Below are 17,986 nucleotides of genomic sequence, written 5' to 3'. Positions count from 1 at the left end.
TAAAGATCCCGGCCTGGCGGCGCGCCTGTTGTGCGCCGCCAGGTATAGGATCAGGACGCATACAGATTAGAGATCTACGAAACTGAACGCATGGTAAAGAATAGTTTATTACTCGGCCTGCTCCTCTTGCTGGCCTCCGTAGCCCCCGCACAACAACGCATCGTGTCACTCAGCGGTGCCATCAGTGAAATGCTTTGTGCACTTTCGCTGGAGCCGCAGATTGCCGGCGTTGATATTACCAGTAATTATCCCGTCTCTCTCCTACAAAAGCCAAAGGTTGGCCACAACCGCACCATCTCTGCGGAAGGCGTATTGGCACTTCGTCCTACACTCGTATTGGGCATCCAGGGTGAAATGAAACCGGAGGTGGTAGCGCAGATCACTGCCGCCAAAGTCAAAGTACAATTGTTTGCCCCTGCTTATGATGCCGACGGCACCCGCCGTCTGCTGCAGGAAGTAAGCACGGCCACCGGCACCACGGCCAAAGCCGCAGCCTTGCGGGCTACGTTCGACAAGCAGATCACTGCCTTGAAGATCAAACCCCTCAACAAAAAAGTATTGTTCATTTATGCGCGTGGTACCGGCTCTATGACGGTATCGGGCACCGGTACGGCACTCGATCATATGATCACGCTGGCCGGTGCGAAGAACGCCATCACTGAATTTTCTCAATTCAAACCCCTGTCGGCGGAATCGCTGGTGGCGGCGAATCCCGATGTCATCCTGATGTTTGACAGTGGCCTGCAAAGCGTTGGTGGCCCCGAAGGGCTGGCAGGCGTACAAGGTATCGCAGTTACCAATGCCGGCCGCAATAAAAAGATCGTATCGATGGATGGCCAGTTCCTGAGTGGTTTTGGATTGCGATTGCCAGCTGCCATCGATGAACTCTATAAAAAATTACAATGAAGCCACGGTGGCTCACCATATCGTTGATCGTGCTGCTGGTGGTAACCGTGATACTCGCCTGTGGTATTGGTGCTATGTCCATTGCACCTGCCCAGGTCGTTGCCATCCTGCTCGGCAAAGCCGGTATTCAACTGCCGGTGGCGTACGATGAAGGTATGGCCAATGTGTTGTTGCAGATCCGCCTGCCGCGGGTGGTCATGGCCGTACTCATCGGCTCGGGCCTGGCGGTGGCCGGCGCCGCGCTGCAGGGCTTGTTCCGCAACCCCATGGCCGATCCCAGTTTGATCGGTATCTCCTGGGGTGCTTCCCTCTCGGCCGTCGTGGTGATCGTGTTGTTGTCATCACAACCCATACTGCGGATCGATTCTGTCATTCCCCGTTACTACCTGCTCAACGCCATGACGTTTGCGGGCGCCTGCTTAACTTCTATGCTGGTGTTCAGGTTGTCGAAGATCGGCGGGCGGTCATCGATCATTACCCTGCTGCTGGCAGGTATCGCCATCGGTACCCTTTGCCGGGCACTGACGGATCTCGTAACGTATGTGGCCAATGATGAAGAATTGCGTACCGCGACGTTCTGGACCATGGGTAGCCTGGGTGGCGCCAGCTGGACCAGTGTACTGGCCCTGCTCCCGTTTATCTTTATCCCTCTGGCGCTGTTGCCGATACTGGGCAAGTCGCTGAATGTATATGCGCTGGGCGAAAATGAAGCCGCCTATCTCGGCATCAACGTAAAAAGATTAAAGACGCTGGTGATCGTGCTGACTACCTTGTCGGTGGGCGCTTCTGTGGCGGTGGCCGGCATCATTGGTTTTGTAGGCCTTATTGTGCCCCATATGTTGCGCAGTATCGCAGGCAACGACCACCGCATCTTATTGCCACACTGTGCGTTGCTGGGTGCCGCCCTGCTGACCTTGGCCGATGTGGTATCGAGAACGCTGATCGCTCCTGCCGAACTGCCCATTGGTATCGTTACCGCTATTTTAGGTACACCCGTATTCATTGCCTTGCTGCTCAAACAGAAAAAACAACTACGTCACCTCGCCTCATGATTACCGCACAAAACATATCCTTCCGGGTGGGGCAGAAAACGATTCTGCACAAACTGTCTTTTGCGCTTCGGCCAGGTACGCTCAGCGTGGTGCTCGGCCAGAATGGTGCCGGCAAGTCGACATTGCTGAAGATCCTGTCGGGCGAGCAAAAGCCTTCGGAAGGATTGGTCCTGCTGGGGCAGGATGATTTGCACAAGGTCTCAACAGCAGCCCTGGCGCACCGGCGGGCAGTACTGTCACAACAATATCCGACAGCATTGCCCTTTGCTGCCGAAGAGATCGTGATGATGGGCAGGTACCCGCATTTCAACAATAAGCCAGCCGCTATAGACCATACCATTGTACACGAATGCCTGGATGAGATGCAGGTGGGGGCTTTTGCCCGCCGATCGTATCAAACCCTGTCGGGTGGCGAGCAGCAACGCGTGCAAATGGCCCGTGTACTGGCACAGCTGCGCGACAAAGGCGTGCAGGAAAGCAAGCTGTTGTTGCTTGACGAGCCTACGGCCAGTATGGATTGCCTGCACCAGCAATTGTGTTTGCGCAAGGCCAAAGAACTGGCCGGGTCCGGTTATTGTGTGTTGGTTATTCTCCACGACCTCAACCTGGCGGCCCAGTTTGCCGATTTCATCCTGTTGATGAAGCACGGCAAGATCATCGCTACCGGTACGCCGCGCGAAGTACTGCGACCTGGCCCCATTGCCGAAGCCTATGATATGGAAGTAAACGTGCTGGATTACGATGAATACGATTTCCCGATTCTCGTGCCGGCCGCGCATATCAGTAAACCCGTATTAATCAGATCAATAAAATAAGTAATCATGAGCATCGCTGTCAATAATAATGTGAAAGAGAAGTGGATCGCCTTCCGCAAAGAGAACCTCCGTGTTCGTATCCGTGATGCGGCGAAACAATTGGAAACTACCGAAGCGGAGATACTCGCGGCTTTTGCCGGTAGCAGTGTTATCCGGCTCAATGCCGAATACCAGGAGCTTTGGAAGCGCCTGCCCGAACTGGGCAAAGTAATGGTGCTGACACGCAATGAGGCCTGTGTGCACGAGCGGAAAGGCATCTTTGAAGAGGTAAATGTCAACAGCAAACACGTAGGTATTGTAGTGGGCAAAGACATCGATCTGCGTATGTTCTTCAGCAGTTGGGCTTTTGCTTTTGCAGTGTTCGAGAACGAAGAAGCTGGCTTCAAGAAATCACTCCAGATCTTCGACTACCAGGGGGTAGCCATCATCAAGATCTACCTGCAGGCCGACAGCGACGAAACGGCCTTCGATCATATTGTGCGCGACTTCCAGGAGTCGGTACAGGCAACGGAACTGGCCATCCGGCCCGCGCCACAACCACCGGTCTATGCCAATGCGCAGGCCGATATTCCTGCTTTTGTAAAGTCGTGGAGTGAACTGCGTGATACGCATGATTTCTTTCCGCTGCTGCGGAAGTTCAATATCTCCCGCCATTATGCACTGCAGGTGGCTGGTGACTTTGCCCGCAAGGTGAGCAATGACAGTGTCACGAAAATGCTGCAGCATGCTGCCGAAACGGGGCTGGAGATCATGGTGTTCGTTTCGAACCACGGCAATATCCAGATCCATACCGGGCCCGTTCATAAGATCGTGGAGATACCAGGCTGGATCAACGTGATGGACCCCGATTTCAACCTCCACTTGAAGCTGGAGCCGATTGCAGAGACCTGGGTGGTGAAAAAGCCTACCGATGATGGCGTCGTGCATTCTATGGAGTTGTTCGATGCAGCAGGTGAACTCATCGTGCAGTTCTTCGGTAAGCGCAAGCCCGGCAATCCGGAGCTGGCAGCCTGGACCGACTACGTCAATGCCTTATAAGTTGTGAACTATAAATCCGAATATTATGTGTCAGTACCAAACCTTGTTTTATGATGATAAGATAGGATACGTGATCCGTTGTTTGCATTGTGAGAATTTTCAGATTGGATATGGGAATGTATTGATCAACCTGGCCACGCCCGATTTCTATGATTTCGTAGAGTGGATCCGTGACTGCCCGATCGATGATTATGGCGCTACTGACCCTTCGATCAAGTCTATCATCATTCCCACGCCCTGCGATGGTTTGAAGTTGTACCTCAGTCAGCGTGAGCTGAAAGAACTGCACAACATGCTCGAATCGGCCGATTCGGAGTGGAAGTCGCAGGAAATGCTCCAGTTGTTTACCAACCGTCCGGCCTAATCCATCCCCCCCACATTTACCCGCCCCCGATAAACAGCTTGCTGCCAGACGTGAGTGCTGGCAGCAATGCCTCTTTTATAGCACTTTTGTACCAAAAGTTGTACGGCTTTATATTTTTGAGCAACCTCAAAATCTGACATGGTCATTATTACCGTACATTCATTGTATTGATTTCCAATTGCTCGTTGCACCGATCGTTACTTGCTCTCCCAAACAACAAGGTTAAATCATTGTATTTGTAAAGGCTTGGTTAATAGCATTTTTTGGCTTAATATTTATTATATTTGATTAGTAGTTTAAGATTAGGGTATTCAAGCTTAAACAAATTACCTGTAGATATATGATAAATGCGTTTACCATCAAAGACCTGGAAAACCTGTCGGGTATCAAGGCTCATACGATCAGAATATGGGAACAACGTTATTCTTTTCTCAAGCCGCGTCGTACGCAAACGAATATCAGGTATTACAACAACGATGAGCTGAAGGCTATTTTGAACATTGCCTTGCTGAACAAATACGGGTATAAGATCTCGCACATCGATAAGATGAATGCGGATGAAGTAAGGCAGAAGATAGTTTCGCTCTCTCACGTAGAAGCTCAGCAGGAGCGACTGGTCAATGACATGCTGCAATGCATGGTCGATCTTAACATCGATAGGTTTGAAGACATCCTGAATGATTATATCAAGGCCAGGGGTATTGACCGGGCAATCAGTTACCTGATCTTTCCCTTCCTGGATAAGATCGGTATTCTCTGGTTGACCAATCATATCAATCCTGCGCAGGAACACCTGGTATCAAATGTCATCCGGCAAAAGCTGATCGTGGGTATTGAAAGCACTACTTCACATATGGTGCTCGATAAAACGGTGATCCTGTTTCTACCCGAAGGCGAACACCATGAGCTTGGCTTGCTGTACATGTATTACCTGTTGAAGAACCGGGGTGTGCAGGTTATCTATCTCGGCGCAAATGTACCGATCCGGGACCTGGAGTTCATCACTAACCTCAAACAACCAGACTACCTGTATACGCATTTGACTTCTGCAGTAGGCAGCACCAATGTGGAAAAGTTCTTTCATCAGATACACCATAAAATGCCACAGATGCCCGTGGTCATTTCCGGGCAGCTGGCCCCCACCAGGTTCAAAAAAATACCCCCGGGGGTGCACCTGAAGAAGTCCCTGACGGAGGTTTTGGAGTATGTTTCGGCGTCATGATTGCGTACCATATAGAAAATACTGCTTCTGTAATTGCTTGTCGTTCCGTTGTTTGTGATTTTAACATATCGTAATCAACAATGATATCGCCCGGAATTAAACAATTGTTTAAATTTGGGGTGGATTTAATTTAACCGAGTAAATTAAGAAGCCATGTCGACGATAGAATTTAATCAAATGCTGGTGAACAATGCAGAGTTTTTGAAACCTTTTGCTATTACGCTTACGCGTGATACGGAAGCTGCGAAAGACTTGTTCCAGGAAACTTTATTCAGGGCGTTAGCCAATAAAGATAAGTACAACGTTGGTACCAACATCAAAGCATGGTTGTATACCATCATGCGCAATATCTTTATCAACAACTATCGCAGAAAAGCGAAGCAGAATACGATATTCGACAGTACGCCCAATGATTTCCTGCTCAATCACAACCAGGCGGTAACCGCCAATGAAGCAGAAAGTAACCTGCGGTTGAAAGACATTCAGCACGCGATACACAACCTGCCCGAGATCTTCAGGAATCCGTTCCTGTTGTACTTCGACGGTTTCAAGTATCACGAGATCGCTGAAATGCTCGATGAACCACTGGGTACCATCAAGAGCCGCATTCACTTTGCGCGCAAATTGTTGAAAACACAAATGCACAGGTTCTAAGCAGCATACCTAAAAGTTTCAAAGGGTGGGCATCCTTCAATGGGTGACCCACCCTTTTTGCGTAATTTAAGGGCGTGGGAAAAAAAGTTATTGTAATCGGTAGTGGATTTGCCGGCTTGTCGGCCGCCTCTTTTATGGCCAAAGCTGGTTGGGATGTGACTGTGCTGGAGAAGCAGGCAGGCCCGGGTGGTCGTGCCCGGCAACTACAGGCCGACGGTTTTACGTTCGATATGGGCCCCAGCTGGTACTGGATGCCCGATGTATTTGAAAGATATTTCAACCAGTTTGGCAAGTCGGTGAAAGACTACTACAGCCTGCAACGGCTCGATCCCTCTTACCGCATTTATTGGCAGAACGACTTCACGGATCTGCCGGCCAACCTCGATGCTTTCAAACAAATGCTGGAAGGGTGGGAGCCCGGTGCCGCCGGCAAGCTCGATCATTTTCTGCGAGAAGCAGCTTATAAATACCGCACTGGTATGCAGAAGCTGGTTTTCAAACCAGGGCAATCTCTTATCGAATTCTTAGATGCAGACGTGATGAAGGGGCTTTTTCGGCTCGATCTGCTTTCTTCCATCAGGAAGCACGTCCATAAACATTTTAAGCACCCGCGCATCCGACAGATACTGGAGTTTCCCATTCTCTTTCTGGGGGCATTACCCGAAAATACGCCTGCACTGTACAGCTTGATGAATTATGCGGATATCGTGGGCGGCACCTGGTATCCGCAGGGAGGTATGTACAGCATCGTTGCTGCTATGCACCAGCTGGCCACGGAGCTTGGTGTGCAGTTCTGTTTCGGGGAAAATGTACAGCAGATCATCGTAGAGGCCAATGCCGCTAAAAAGGTAGTCACGGATCGGCAGGTGCGTGATGCCGATGTGGTGATTGGTGCTGCCGATTACCAGTTCATCGAATCGCGGCTGTTGACGGCCAGTCATCGTTCTTACAGCGAAAACTACTGGGACCAGCGGCTCCTCGCGCCTTCGTCTTTATTATATTATGTGGGGCTCAACAAACGGCTGGATCATATCCGCCACCATATGTTGTTCTTCGACGCGCCATTTGAGCAACATGCGCAGCAGATCTATACGACCAAAGAGTGGCCTACCCATCCGCTGTTTTATGTGTGCGCCCCGTCAGTAACCGATGCTACAGTGGCGCCACCGGGCTGTGAAAACCTCTTCTTTCTTATACCAGTTGCGGCCGGACTTACCGGCGACGATGAAGCCCTGCGCAACCGCTACTTCAACGAAGTGGTCGGGCGTTTTGAACAACATATCGGGCAGTCTGTCGCAAATTCTATCATCTTCCGGCAATCTTTTGCCAATAGTAATTTCGTACATGAATACAACTCCTACAAAGGCAATGCTTACGGATTGGCCAACACGCTGGGGCAAACGGCCATTCTGAAGCCCTCGTGCAGGAGTAAAAAAGTTGGCAACCTTTTTTATACAGGACAATTGACTGTGCCCGGACCAGGCGTACCACCTTCATTAATCAGTGGAGAAGTGGTTGCCGGCGAAGTGTTGAAGCGTTTCTAAGGCTATTAACACAAAAGCGTAACAGACCGTGTTCAGTCATCAAAGATTGTAAATTGTAATCATGATGGAACTATTTCATAAGGTTAGTGACCGGTGCAATCAGCTCACTGCTGCTGCTTATAGCACTTCCTTTTATTCAGCCATCAGGTTATTGCATCCCGATCTGCGCCCAGCCATCTGTAATATTTATGGATTTGTGCGCTTTGCAGATGAAATCGTAGACACCTTTCACGATTATAAGCGGGCCGAGCTACTGGCCCGGTTCAAAGACGATACTTACCGGGCTATCGAAGAAGGCATCAGCCTGAATCCTATCCTGCATGGTTTTCAACGCACCGTGCGTCAATACCAGATCGATCTTGACCTGGTAGCCGCCTTTTTCCGGAGTATGGAAGCCGATATCGATCCGCAACAGCACGATTGCGCCAGTTACGAACAGTACATCTATGGCAGTGCCGAGGTGGTAGGGCTGATGTGCCTGTACGTGTTCTGCAACGGTAATAGCGAGTTGTACAAAAAACTGGAGGCGCCAGCCCGCTCATTGGGCGCTGCCTTTCAGAAAGTGAATTTTCTGCGGGATATGAACGCAGATTATACACAACTCAACAGGCGCTATTTTCCCGAGGTGGATTTCAATAACTTTACTCCCCGGATGAAGCAGGAAATAGAGGCCGATATCGCCCATGACCTTCAACTCGCCTATGTAGGCATATTGCGGCTTCCCGTGAAAGCAAGATTTGGCGTATATGTAGCTTATAAATATTATAATTCCCTGTTCTCCAAAATAAGAAAAACCAAGCCTGCCATTATTTTAACGCGGCGTATCAGGATTCCCAATTACCGGAAGGCCCTGATCGTGATGCGGGCGGGGGTAAAAAATCGACTAAATTTGATCTAGCAACCAGGCTTTTCGGGCCGGTTTTTTCAAAAAGGATATTGTATGGAAAGCAGGTTACAGGTTATACTAGTCAACGAACAGGATGAAGCAGTGGGTGTTATGGAGAAATTGGAAGCGCACCAGAAAGCCGTTTTACACAGGGCCTTCAGTGTTTTTATATTCAATAGCCGGGGCGAAATGCTGTTGCAGCAACGGGCTTTTTCAAAATACCACAGCGGCGGCCTCTGGACCAATGCCTGCTGTGGCCATCCTTCCCCCGGCGAGCAGACGGCCGATGCGGCCGCCCGTCGATTGGGAGAAGAGATGGGCTTTACTACGCAACTCGACGAATTGTTCGATTTTATCTATCGGTCGGAATTGGACAATGGCCTTACGGAATATGAGCTGGATCATGTATTCGCTGGTACCTGGGATGCGCCGGTTTATCCTGTGAAGGAAGAAGTGAATGATTTTTGCTACCTGAGCCTGGACGAGATCAAGCAACGCCTGGACAGCAACCCGCAGCAGTATACTGTTTGGTTCAGGATCATTTTCCCCCGGGTAGAGGCCTGGGCCCGCAAATCCGTATTGACCGCTTAAAGATTACAACACATGCAATGGTTATTATATATAGGTGTTCTGGTCGCTACCTTTCTCCTTATGGAAGGCATCACCTGGCTTACCCACAAGTATGTCATGCATGGCTTTCTTTGGTACCTGCATGAAGACCATCACCAGCCACAACCAGGCTTCTTCGAAAAGAACGACGCCTTCTTCGTGATCTTTGCCATCCCCAGCTTCCTGTGCATCCTGTTCGGCACCTTACAAGAAATGTACTGGCTGCAGGCCATTGGCTTTGGCATCATGGCCTATGGGTTCGCGTATTTCCTGGTGCACGATGTGATCATCCACCAACGGTTCAAGTGGTTTACCCGGTCCAACAATACCTACGTGCGTACCATCCGCTGGGCACATAAAATGCACCACCGCCACCTCAATAAAGAACACGGCGAATCGTTTGGGATGCTGTACGTGCACAAGAAATACTGGGATAAAGTGCGAAACGATAAAAAACGCGCAGCCGCCAACAAGTGACCCACTACGACTATATCATCGCTGGTGCGGGATGCGCCGGCCTCAGCTTCCTGGTTCGTTTGCTCCAAACGGAACGCTTCTCCGACAAAAAGATCCTGCTGATCGACCGGCAGCCGAAGACCTCGAATGACCGTACCTGGTGTTTCTGGGAAAAAGAAACCGGTTACTTCGACGAAGTTGTGTACAAGCGCTGGCAACAATTGAGGTTTGCACACCCCAATTATACAACCCAATATGAGATTTTTCCGTACACCTACAAGATGATACGGGCAATTGACTTTTATCAACATTGTTTTTCCATCGTACATAGATACCCGAATGTTGACATACGTTACGAGCCGGTAATGAGTATCGGGAACAATTTGTCAGGAGCCTGCGTGACGACCGATACAACCACCTACCAGGCCACACAGGTATTCAACAGCATTCAGTTACAACCACCGGTACTGGCGAAGAACCAATACTTTTTACTACAGCATTTCAAAGGGTGGTTCATCGAAACACCCACGCCGTCCTTCGATCCGGCTTGTGCAACATTGATGGACTTCAGGGTCGACCAGTCCCCGGGGACTTCCTTCGTCTATGTCATGCCCTTTACACCAACCACGGCCCTCGTCGAGTATACGGTCTTCTCTCCCAGTGTGCTCAGCCAGCCCGCATATGACGCAGGTCTTAAAGATTACCTTCAAAACATCATAAACATTGGGAATTATAAGATCTGCGAAGAAGAAACAGGTGCTATTCCGATGACCAACTACCGCTTTCCGCGCAACGACGGAGCCATCACCTGGTTGGGTACTGCGGGCGGACAAACCAAATCTTCCAGCGGGTATACCTTTCAGTTTATTCAAAAGCAGGCCGATCAATTGGTGCAGGCACTGCTGCAACAACAACCGCTTTCCCACCGGCAAACCTTTTCCGACAAACGCTTTGGTTGGTACGATGCTATACTGCTGAATATCCTTTCCCACAACACACTGCCAGGCGATGTCATCTTCAAAGATCTCTTCCTTAACAATAAGATAACCGACATCCTGCAATTCCTCGACAATGAAACTTCAGTACTGCAGGAAATGAAGATCGTATGGGGCTTGCCAAAAAAAGTTTTCCTGCGTGCAGCATGGCAACAACTATTATAGGTAGTGGCTGTGAGCATTCTGATTAACAGGGATTAAGTGTCTAACTGACATGCTTGTATCAGGTCAGACATTTATCAAATCCGCTCCCTGTGTGGGTTTCATAAGATCGCTAATTTGCACGTTTTCGTGTGAGAGGTACATTTTGGCAGAATAATTGTAGAATCTTCTCCTCGAGTAACAAAGTGTATTCATTAATCAGGAGCGAATTCTTATGAGAAACCTCTTTCTATGTGCCGTTGCATGGATATGCAGCCACACAGCCCTATTTGCGCAGGTCAACTTTACAGCCAACGACGTTGTTCCACCCTATTCTGAGTATTTTTATTATGGCACCAATGGTGGTTATTATTGGACCTGGGATAATACCAGCATTGCCGACATCGCCGCCGGAAACCGATCCAAAGGGATCGTCGGTATCGAGAGCCGCACTTTCCGGCCACCTATTCCTGCAGAGTTTGTCGCTTATTATAATAATTACAATATTAGTCTACCTGGTTTCCAGTACGCCTATGGATTGGGCGTACGGGAGATTACTGTGATCCTGAACTCACCGGCAGCCAATGAGCGCGATCCTACTTTTTACGACCAGAACAGTAAGCCCGCTTCTACCAATGCCTGCGGTCAGTCTTCCTGGTTATTCAAGAATATGTACACGCCCATCTGGGATGGAGGCTTGAACGGCACGCCGTACAACGATACCAACTATTGTGCGAAGTACATTTACGAGATCGTGAGCCGGTACAAAGGCTACACAAGGTTCTGGGAAATTGTGAACGAGCCCGACTACGATCAGTCGCAACTGGCCTGGCGTTTACGCGGTCAGGCAGGCAACTGGTGGGAGAACCTGCCCGATCCCTGCAGCCTCACGAACCTGCGCGCACCCGTTTTTCACTACATCCGCTGGCTGCGCATCGCGTATGATATCATCAAAACACTGGCGCCCGATACCTATGTATGTCCTGGGGGAATTGGGTATTTGTCCTTTGCCGATGTACTGTGCCGCTACACCGATAATCCGGTGGATGGTAGTGTGACGCCCGAATATCCATTGAGCGGTGCTGCTTACTTCGATGTACTCAGTTACCACAGCTACCCGCAATATGCTTTAGGGTATTGGAGCAACGCCAACGGTGGCGGGTTCGTTTACGAAAGGCATTCTGATAAGGCGGCCGAGAAGTATATCGAGGGAAAGATCCTGTATGACAGCCTCTTCGCCCTGTATGGATACGATGGGGTACAGAAACCAAAGAAGAAGTATATCTGCACAGAAGTGAATATCCCATCGGCCTCTTTCGACAATATGATCGGATCCGATCTCGCGCAAGCCAACTTTGTGCCCAAGGCCTTTGTATTGAGCCAAAAGAATGATATTCTCCAGACCTATTTCTTCGTATTGGGCGACGATCACCCGAATGGACCTGCTACCAGTTCCTTCCAGGTCATGGGCATGTATGAGAACCTGACCAATAATGGTCCCGTCAACAATGGGCCAGGCTACCGTCATGTATTGAAGAATTCGGGCAAGGCCTTTAAAACGATCGCTAACCTGTTGTACAAAGCAAGGTATGATGCGGCAAAGACGACGGCCATGAACCTGCCTTCGAATATTGAAGGAGGGGCCTTCAGGGACACGCTCGGTAAGTATATCTATGTATTGTGGGCAAAGACCAACACCGATTTCAGCGAAACAGCCAATGCCACGTACAGTTTTCCGGCTGCCATGAATGTTACGCCCGAGTTGGACCTGCGTCGGTTCGACTGGAGTGTAACACAGACGGTGAGCCGTATTGCCCCTACCAATATCGCCTTGACCAGTTCACCGATTTATTTGTCGGAAGACCTGGATATATTGCCGATTGACGACGATAAGCCCGGGCCTCCACCGCCCACCAACAATACCTTTGCGGTCAACGTGTATCCCAATCCGGCAACAGCTGCCACCACCCTTACGTTCACCATACAGGGCAAGGCCACGGTGAATGTGAAGATCTTCAATGCAGAAGGTCAGCTGGTTAAAACGGTGGTATCGGGCAAAGCCTATGCCGCAGGCACCCACATCGTGCCGCTGCCCATCACCAGTTTACCCAGCGGCGCTTATTACTGCCGGTGGGAGAGTGACAAGATCCAGGAGATGCGGAAGTTTGTCGTGAGTAAATAAACCACTCGATACCAGGATGAGCTGGCCTCCCGGGATAACCGGGACCAGCTCATTTTCTTTTACGTAGCTTTGACCCCATAAAGCACACCTATGCCCGGTACCATATTGCTCATCGACGACGAAGAAAAGCTGCGCGGACTGCTGAAGCGTATCATCACCCTCGAAGGGTTTACGACCCTGGAAGCAGCAGCCCTGAAGCCAGCCTTGAAACTGCTGGATAAAGAGCCGGTCGATGTCATACTGTGTGATGTGAAATTACCCGATGGCAGCGGGGTAGACTTTGTAAAAGAAGTGAAAGCCAAATATCCTGCCACGGAAATCATCCTGTTGACGGCCTATGGCAATATTCCCGATGGCGTACAGGCCATGAAAAATGGAGCCTTCGACTACATCACCAAAGGTGATGACAACGACAAAATTATTCCCCTGCTGATGCGGGCCATGGAGAAGGGGCAGCTGCAAAAACGCATCGAACAACTGGAGCAGCAGGTAGGAAAGAAATACAACTTCGACAATATTCTTGGCCAGTCGACCGCCATCAAAGAGGCAATTACCCTGGCGCGTAAGGTAGCAGCCACCGATGCCACCGTGCTATTGCTGGGAGAAACCGGCACCGGAAAAGAAGTCTTTGCGCAGGCCATTCACGCCGGCAGCAAGCGGGCGGGCAAGCCCTTTATCGCCCTCAACTGTGGGGCCTTCAGCAAAGAACTGCTCGAAAGTGAATTGTTTGGCTATCGTGCAGGTGCTTTCACGAGTGCTGTGAAAGACAAAAAAGGATTGATCGAAGAAGCCAACAACGGTACCCTCTTTCTGGATGAGATCGGTGAAATGCACATCGACCTGCAGAGCAAGCTGCTGCGGGTACTCGAAACCAGTGAGTTCATAAAAGTAGGCGATACCAAAACCACCCGCGTGAATGTGCGTATCATCGCAGCCACCAACCGGCATCTGCAGGAAGAGGTGGACGCGGGAAAATTCCGGGAAGACCTTTATTACCGGTTGAATGTATTCATCATCTCCCTCCCGGCCCTTCGGGACCGCAAAAAGGATATACCGGCGCTGGCCAATTACTTCATGCAGGTGGTGGCCAGAAAGTCGAACCAGCGCATCACAGCGATGAGCACTGCGTTTGTAGAACAATTGGAGCGTCATGCCTGGAAGGGGAATATCCGGGAATTAAAGAACATCATCGAGCGTTCGGTGATCATGTCCGACGGGCCGGAGCTACAGTTGACCGACCTGCCCCTCGAGCTGCAGCAGCAACCCGCCTTGGGTGCCAATGGCCATACGCTGTCAGCCTTTTCACTGGCCAGCATGGAAAAGCTGCATATACAACGCGTACTTAATCACACCCATGGTAATAAAACAGAAGCCGCCCGGCTGCTGGACATCGGTCTCACTACCTTATACAGAAAAATAGAAGAATACAAGTTGAACTAAGTGATCACAGCAAGTTGAAGGAGAAACCGGCAAGGGTAACCATCAATGGTAGGAGATCTCTCGCAGATCATCGTCTGCTGGCACCCATCGAATGCGCTGCGGAAGGGTCAGCCCTATTGCAACAATTCCCGGGCTTTCTCTTTGTCCAGTTCCTTCTCCCAGTTCGATACGAAGATGGTCGCCACCGCATTGCCGATGATATTGGTGAGCGCGCGTGCTTCACTCATAAAGCGGTCGATGCCCAGGATGAGGGCAAGACCTGCTACAGGAATATTGCCCGCTGCCGGTAACGTGGCGGCCAGGGTGATGAAGCCACTGCCGGTAACGCCCGCCGCCCCTTTGGAGGTAACCATCAATACCACCAGTAGCGTAAGTTGCTGGCCAAGGTCCATCGGGGTATTGGTAGCTTGCGCAATAAAGATAGCGGCCATCGTGAGGTAGATGGAGGTACCATCCAGGTTGAAAGAATAACCGGTGGGTACCACCAGGCCTACTACCGATTTGGAGCAGCCGGCATTTTCAAGTTTCTCCATGAGCGTTGGCAGTGCCGATTCGCTCGAAGAGGTGCCCAACACCACCAGCAATTCTTCCTTGAGGTAGGCCAGCAGTTTGAAGATATTGAGGCGCATGCTATACATGATAGCACCGAGTACCACTACGATAAACACGATACAGGTGAGATAGAAAGTGCCCATCAGTTTGGCCAGCGACTGCAGGCTGCCTGCCCCGTACTTACCAATGGTAAAGGCCATGGCGCCCAGCGCGCCCAGTGGCGCCACCCGCATGATAATATGAATAATGCCAAACAGGATGTCCGAAAACCCTTTGATGAAGGTCATGACGGGCTGCACCCGGCTGCCAAGGCGCAGGGCAGCGGAGCCAAACAATACAGAGAACAACAGTATCTGCAACAGATCTCCTTTGGCAAAAGCCTCGACGATCGTGTGGGGGATAATATTCAGGAGGAACTCAACCGTCGTTTGAGGTTTCTGCACCACGGCAATGTCTTTCAGGGCCGAAGGGTCGAGTTTGGTGACGTCGACATTCATGCCCTCACCCGGGCGCAGGATATTGATGGCGACCAGTCCGATCAGCAAGGCGATAGTCGTAAGTACTTCAAAATAGAGCAATGCTTTGACGCCCACCGTTCCTGCCCGCTTCATATCGTCCATGCCCGTCATACCGGTCACGATCGTACAGAAGATGACGGGGCCGATCAGCATTTTTACCAGGCGGATAAAACCATCCCCCAGGGGTTTAAACTGCACCGCAAAATTGGGATAAAAATGGCCGAGCAGAATGCCGATGACGATGGCTACAATGACCTGGAAATATAGGGTTTTATAGAACTTTTTCTTGCCTTGGGGGATCATGCCGAAAAGATAAAGAAATTAATTGTATCCCCTTCGCTTTCCATTATGGAAAGCCACCCTTTCATTTTGAAAGGGTCGATGATTACCGGTATGCTGCCGTTTCATATCCCTTCTCCTTCTAATGGATTAGTAATCAGTTCTTAAGTGGTAATTTAAAATTAAGCCTCGTCGTCGGTATGCCCTTTGTCAATTGCTATGTCAAAAACAGCTATGAAAGCAACCAAAAAAGCATTCGCCGATAAACTCAAAATGCACATCGTAGTACCTGTACTGTATGTAGCGGTATTGATTGCCTTGCTGGTATCGTCAATCATCAATTAATACAATAGATATGTTAACCCTCATTTTGTTCCTGGCTGGTATTGTCAGCTTCGCGCTCTTTTTTAAATGTGTAGACTTTTTCGAAAAAGTGTAACCCAAACCAGAAAACACACAAGTTATGATGAATGTACTATTTGCAGTGTCCATCCTCGTATTCATATACCTGGTATACGTACTGCTGAAACCCGAAAAATTTTAACGCTAAACTGTTTGGACAATGAATACAGAATTAACCGGCGTCGTCGTGACCTTCCTGCTCAGCGTGTTGCTGGCATTCCCATTGGGAAGGTATATCGCCAAAGTATTCCGCGGCGATAGAACGATCACCGACTTCATGAACCCGATCGAAAAGTTCATCTACCGTATCTGCGGTATCGATCCTGCAAGGAAGATGAACTGGAAGGAATTCCTCAAAGCCATGCTGACCATCAATATGCTGTGGTTCGTATACGCTTTGTTTCTCCTCATCTTCCAGGACAAATTGCCGCTCAACCCCGATGGCAATCCCGGGCAAACGCCCGACCTGGCTTTTAACACCGCCATCAGCTTCCTGGTCAACTGCGACCTGCAGCACTATTCCGGTGAGTCGGGCGTCACCTACCTGACCCAATTGCTGGTGATGAACTTCCTGATGTTCGTCAGTGCCGCCACCGGTATTGCAGCGCTGGTGGGTGTGCTCAATGGGTTGAAAGAAAAGACCACCAATAGCCTGGGCAATTTCTGGAGCATCTTCACCAAAACCATTACCCATATACTGTTGCCGCTCTCTATCGTTACGGCACTGATCCTGGTGTTCAATGGTACCCCCGCCAGCTTCGACGGAAAAGATACGATCACCACTTTGCAGGGAGATACGGTACAGGTATCACGTGGACCCGCAGCTGGTATGATCGCCATCAAACACCTCGGCACCAACGGTGGTGGTTGGTTTGGCGCCAACTCGGCCCACCCACTCGAGAACCCCAACTACTTTACCAATATGGTAGAGATGATTGCGCAATTGATCATACCCATCGCCATGATCTTCGCACTTGGTTTTTACATCAATCGAAAGAAAATGGCCTGGGTGATCTTCGGTGTCATGACAGTAGGGATGCTGTTGTTGCTGATACCGACCCTGAACTGGGAAATAGGGGGTAGCCCGGCCATTGCGAAATTGGGCGTAGCGCAGCCAATGGGGGCGATGGAGGGTAAGGAAGTGCGGTTTGGGCCAGCAGCTTCTGGTTTTTGGAGTATTATGACCACCATCATCTCTACAGGGTCAGTCAATTCGATGCACGACAGTTCTATGCCATTGTCGGGCATGATGCAAATGCTCGGCATGATGATCAATGCCTTCTATGGCGGTTGTGGGGTAGGTATACTCAACTATCTTATATACATCATCATCGCAGTATTCATTGCCGGACTGATGGTGGGTCGTACGCCTGAGTTCATGGGCCATAAAGTAGAAGCACGGGAGGTGAAGATCGCCGCCATCGTGACGCTCTTCTCGGCCTTCCTGTTGAAGGCGGGTGTTGCCCTGGCGGCCTATTATGTAGCTCATCATCCGGAAATGGATTGGGCAGTAAAACCCGGCAGCTGGCTAAATAATCCTGGCTATCACGGATTCTCGGAAATGCTGTACGAATTCACGTCTGCCAATGCCAACAATGGTAGTGGTTTCGAAGGGCTGGGTGACAACAATATCTTCTGGAACGTATCGACCGGTATCGTGTTGATCCTGTCGCGGTTTATTCCCATCATTGGTCCGGTGGCCATCATCGGCTTACTGGCCAACAAGAAATACATACCAGCATCACCCGGTACCCTGCGCACCGACTCGATGACCTTTGGTATGATGACATTCGCTGTAATCATCATCATTAATGCCTTATCCTTCTTCCCGGCGTTGACGCTGGGACCACTGGCCGAATACTTCAGCCTGTAGTGATGCGACCGGAAGTGGCAGGGCCCTATACCTGCCACTTACCCCTCGCAGGCATTTC

17 protein-coding genes are annotated in these 17,986 nt (G+C 50.1%); 16 read left to right on the top strand and 1 reads right to left on the bottom strand.

The annotated features are described in order from the left end of the window. Positions 1–90: 90 nt before the first annotated feature. From P2W70_RS05895 to P2W70_RS05830, 14 genes are all read left to right on the top strand, one after another. Positions 91–906 carry a heme/hemin ABC transporter substrate-binding protein gene (locus tag P2W70_RS05895; protein ID WP_276480509.1) on the top strand — a complete coding sequence of 272 codons (816 nt, stop codon included), beginning with the start codon at positions 91–93 and terminating at the stop codon, positions 904–906. Next, positions 903–1,958 carry a FecCD family ABC transporter permease gene (locus P2W70_RS05890; protein ID WP_276480508.1) on the top strand — a complete coding sequence of 352 codons (1,056 nt, stop codon included), beginning with the start codon at positions 903–905 and terminating at the stop codon, positions 1,956–1,958. Before P2W70_RS05895 ends, P2W70_RS05890 begins: the two co-directional genes overlap by 4 nt. Then, complete coding sequence (locus tag P2W70_RS05885; RefSeq protein WP_276480507.1) at positions 1,955–2,773, top strand: heme ABC transporter ATP-binding protein; 819 nt, start codon at positions 1,955–1,957, stop codon at positions 2,771–2,773. The genes P2W70_RS05890 and P2W70_RS05885 overlap by 4 nt, the downstream gene beginning before the upstream one ends. Before the next feature lie 6 nt (positions 2,774–2,779). Then, positions 2,780–3,811 (top strand): hemin-degrading factor, encoded by a 1,032-nt coding sequence (locus P2W70_RS05880; protein WP_276480506.1) that lies wholly within the window; start codon positions 2,780–2,782, stop codon positions 3,809–3,811. 25 nt (positions 3,812–3,836) lie between these two features. Beyond that, positions 3,837–4,175, top strand: a complete 339-nt coding sequence (locus tag P2W70_RS05875; protein ID WP_276480505.1) for a DUF6686 family protein — start codon at positions 3,837–3,839, stop codon at positions 4,173–4,175. A 340-nt stretch (positions 4,176–4,515) separates the two neighbouring features. Next, positions 4,516–5,397, top strand: coding sequence for a MerR family transcriptional regulator (locus tag P2W70_RS05870; protein ID WP_276480504.1), 882 nt, complete (start codon positions 4,516–4,518; stop codon positions 5,395–5,397). A 153-nt stretch (positions 5,398–5,550) separates the two neighbouring features. Next, entirely contained in the window at positions 5,551–6,051 is a 501-nt protein-coding gene (locus P2W70_RS05865; protein ID WP_167286381.1) for an RNA polymerase sigma factor, read from the top strand. A 74-nt stretch (positions 6,052–6,125) separates the two neighbouring features. Continuing rightward, complete coding sequence (locus P2W70_RS05860) at positions 6,126–7,595, top strand: phytoene desaturase family protein (RefSeq protein WP_276480503.1); 1,470 nt, start codon at positions 6,126–6,128, stop codon at positions 7,593–7,595. Between the two features lie 61 nt (positions 7,596–7,656). Further along, positions 7,657–8,493, top strand: coding sequence for a phytoene/squalene synthase family protein (locus tag P2W70_RS05855; protein ID WP_276480502.1), 837 nt, complete (start codon positions 7,657–7,659; stop codon positions 8,491–8,493). A 42-nt stretch (positions 8,494–8,535) separates the two neighbouring features. Further along, positions 8,536–9,072: an isopentenyl-diphosphate Delta-isomerase gene (idi, locus tag P2W70_RS05850; RefSeq protein WP_276480501.1), complete on the top strand. Its 537-nt coding sequence runs from the start codon at positions 8,536–8,538 to the stop codon at positions 9,070–9,072. A gap of 12 nt (positions 9,073–9,084) precedes the next feature. Further along, positions 9,085–9,567, top strand: a complete 483-nt coding sequence (locus P2W70_RS05845; RefSeq protein ID WP_276480500.1) for a sterol desaturase family protein — start codon at positions 9,085–9,087, stop codon at positions 9,565–9,567. Then, the gene (locus P2W70_RS05840; RefSeq protein WP_276480499.1) at positions 9,564–10,706 is read left to right on the top strand and encodes a lycopene cyclase family protein; all 1,143 of its coding nucleotides are present in this window, start codon (positions 9,564–9,566) and stop codon (positions 10,704–10,706) included. The genes P2W70_RS05845 and P2W70_RS05840 overlap by 4 nt, the downstream gene beginning before the upstream one ends. 211 nt (positions 10,707–10,917) lie before the next feature. Next, a complete protein-coding gene (locus tag P2W70_RS05835) occupies positions 10,918–12,864 on the top strand; it encodes a T9SS type A sorting domain-containing protein (RefSeq protein ID WP_276480498.1) in 1,947 nt (648 codons plus the stop codon). Positions 12,865–12,954: 90 nt separating this feature from the next. Continuing rightward, positions 12,955–14,304, top strand: a complete 1,350-nt coding sequence (locus P2W70_RS05830) for a sigma-54-dependent transcriptional regulator (RefSeq protein WP_276480497.1) — start codon at positions 12,955–12,957, stop codon at positions 14,302–14,304. A 113-nt stretch (positions 14,305–14,417) separates the two neighbouring features. Here P2W70_RS05830 and P2W70_RS05825 read toward each other — a convergent pair whose 3' ends face one another. Beyond that, positions 14,418–15,677 carry a dicarboxylate/amino acid:cation symporter gene (locus P2W70_RS05825; protein ID WP_276480496.1) on the bottom strand — a complete coding sequence of 420 codons (1,260 nt, stop codon included), beginning with the start codon at positions 15,675–15,677 and terminating at the stop codon, positions 14,418–14,420. A 439-nt stretch (positions 15,678–16,116) separates the two neighbouring features. Between P2W70_RS05825 and kdpF the strand changes: the two genes are divergently transcribed. Both kdpF and kdpA read left to right on the top strand, forming a co-directional pair. Next, positions 16,117–16,197 (top strand): K(+)-transporting ATPase subunit F, encoded by an 81-nt coding sequence (kdpF, locus tag P2W70_RS34410; RefSeq protein WP_420832387.1) that lies wholly within the window; start codon positions 16,117–16,119, stop codon positions 16,195–16,197. 18 nt (positions 16,198–16,215) lie between these two features. Further along, positions 16,216–17,928, top strand: a complete 1,713-nt coding sequence (kdpA, locus tag P2W70_RS05820) for a potassium-transporting ATPase subunit KdpA (RefSeq protein ID WP_276480495.1) — start codon at positions 16,216–16,218, stop codon at positions 17,926–17,928. The last annotated feature ends 58 nt before the right edge of the window (positions 17,929–17,986 follow it).

Origin of the sequence: Paraflavitalea pollutisoli, from assembly GCF_029360705.1 — a bacterium.
GTDB lineage: Bacteria > Bacteroidota > Bacteroidia > Chitinophagales > Chitinophagaceae > Paraflavitalea > Paraflavitalea pollutisoli.
This window is presented reverse-complemented; position numbering and strand designations above follow the sequence as displayed.

Bases quoted from the DNA above. Each gene is read 5' to 3' on its own strand.
- P2W70_RS05895 (WP_276480509.1), top strand. From the start codon at position 91: ATGGTAAAGAATAGTTTATTACTCGGCCTGCTCCTCTTGCTGGCCTCC.
- P2W70_RS05890 (WP_276480508.1), top strand. From the start codon at position 903: ATGAAGCCACGGTGGCTCACCATATCGTTGATCGTGCTGCTGGTGGTA.
- P2W70_RS05885 (WP_276480507.1), top strand. From the start codon at position 1,955: ATGATTACCGCACAAAACATATCCTTCCGGGTGGGGCAGAAAACGATT.
- P2W70_RS05880 (WP_276480506.1), top strand. From the start codon at position 2,780: ATGAGCATCGCTGTCAATAATAATGTGAAAGAGAAGTGGATCGCCTTC.
- P2W70_RS05875 (WP_276480505.1), top strand. From the start codon at position 3,837: ATGTGTCAGTACCAAACCTTGTTTTATGATGATAAGATAGGATACGTG.
- P2W70_RS05870 (WP_276480504.1), top strand. From the start codon at position 4,516: ATGATAAATGCGTTTACCATCAAAGACCTGGAAAACCTGTCGGGTATC.
- P2W70_RS05865 (WP_167286381.1), top strand. From the start codon at position 5,551: ATGTCGACGATAGAATTTAATCAAATGCTGGTGAACAATGCAGAGTTT.
- P2W70_RS05855 (WP_276480502.1), top strand. From the start codon at position 7,657: ATGATGGAACTATTTCATAAGGTTAGTGACCGGTGCAATCAGCTCACT.
- idi (WP_276480501.1), top strand. From the start codon at position 8,536: ATGGAAAGCAGGTTACAGGTTATACTAGTCAACGAACAGGATGAAGCA.
- P2W70_RS05845 (WP_276480500.1), top strand. From the start codon at position 9,085: ATGCAATGGTTATTATATATAGGTGTTCTGGTCGCTACCTTTCTCCTT.
- P2W70_RS05835 (WP_276480498.1), top strand. From the start codon at position 10,918: ATGAGAAACCTCTTTCTATGTGCCGTTGCATGGATATGCAGCCACACA.
- P2W70_RS05830 (WP_276480497.1), top strand. From the start codon at position 12,955: ATGCCCGGTACCATATTGCTCATCGACGACGAAGAAAAGCTGCGCGGA.
- P2W70_RS05825 (WP_276480496.1), bottom strand. From the start codon at position 15,677: ATGATCCCCCAAGGCAAGAAAAAGTTCTATAAAACCCTATATTTCCAG.
- kdpF (WP_420832387.1), top strand. From the start codon at position 16,117: ATGATGAATGTACTATTTGCAGTGTCCATCCTCGTATTCATATACCTG.
- kdpA (WP_276480495.1), top strand. From the start codon at position 16,216: ATGAATACAGAATTAACCGGCGTCGTCGTGACCTTCCTGCTCAGCGTG.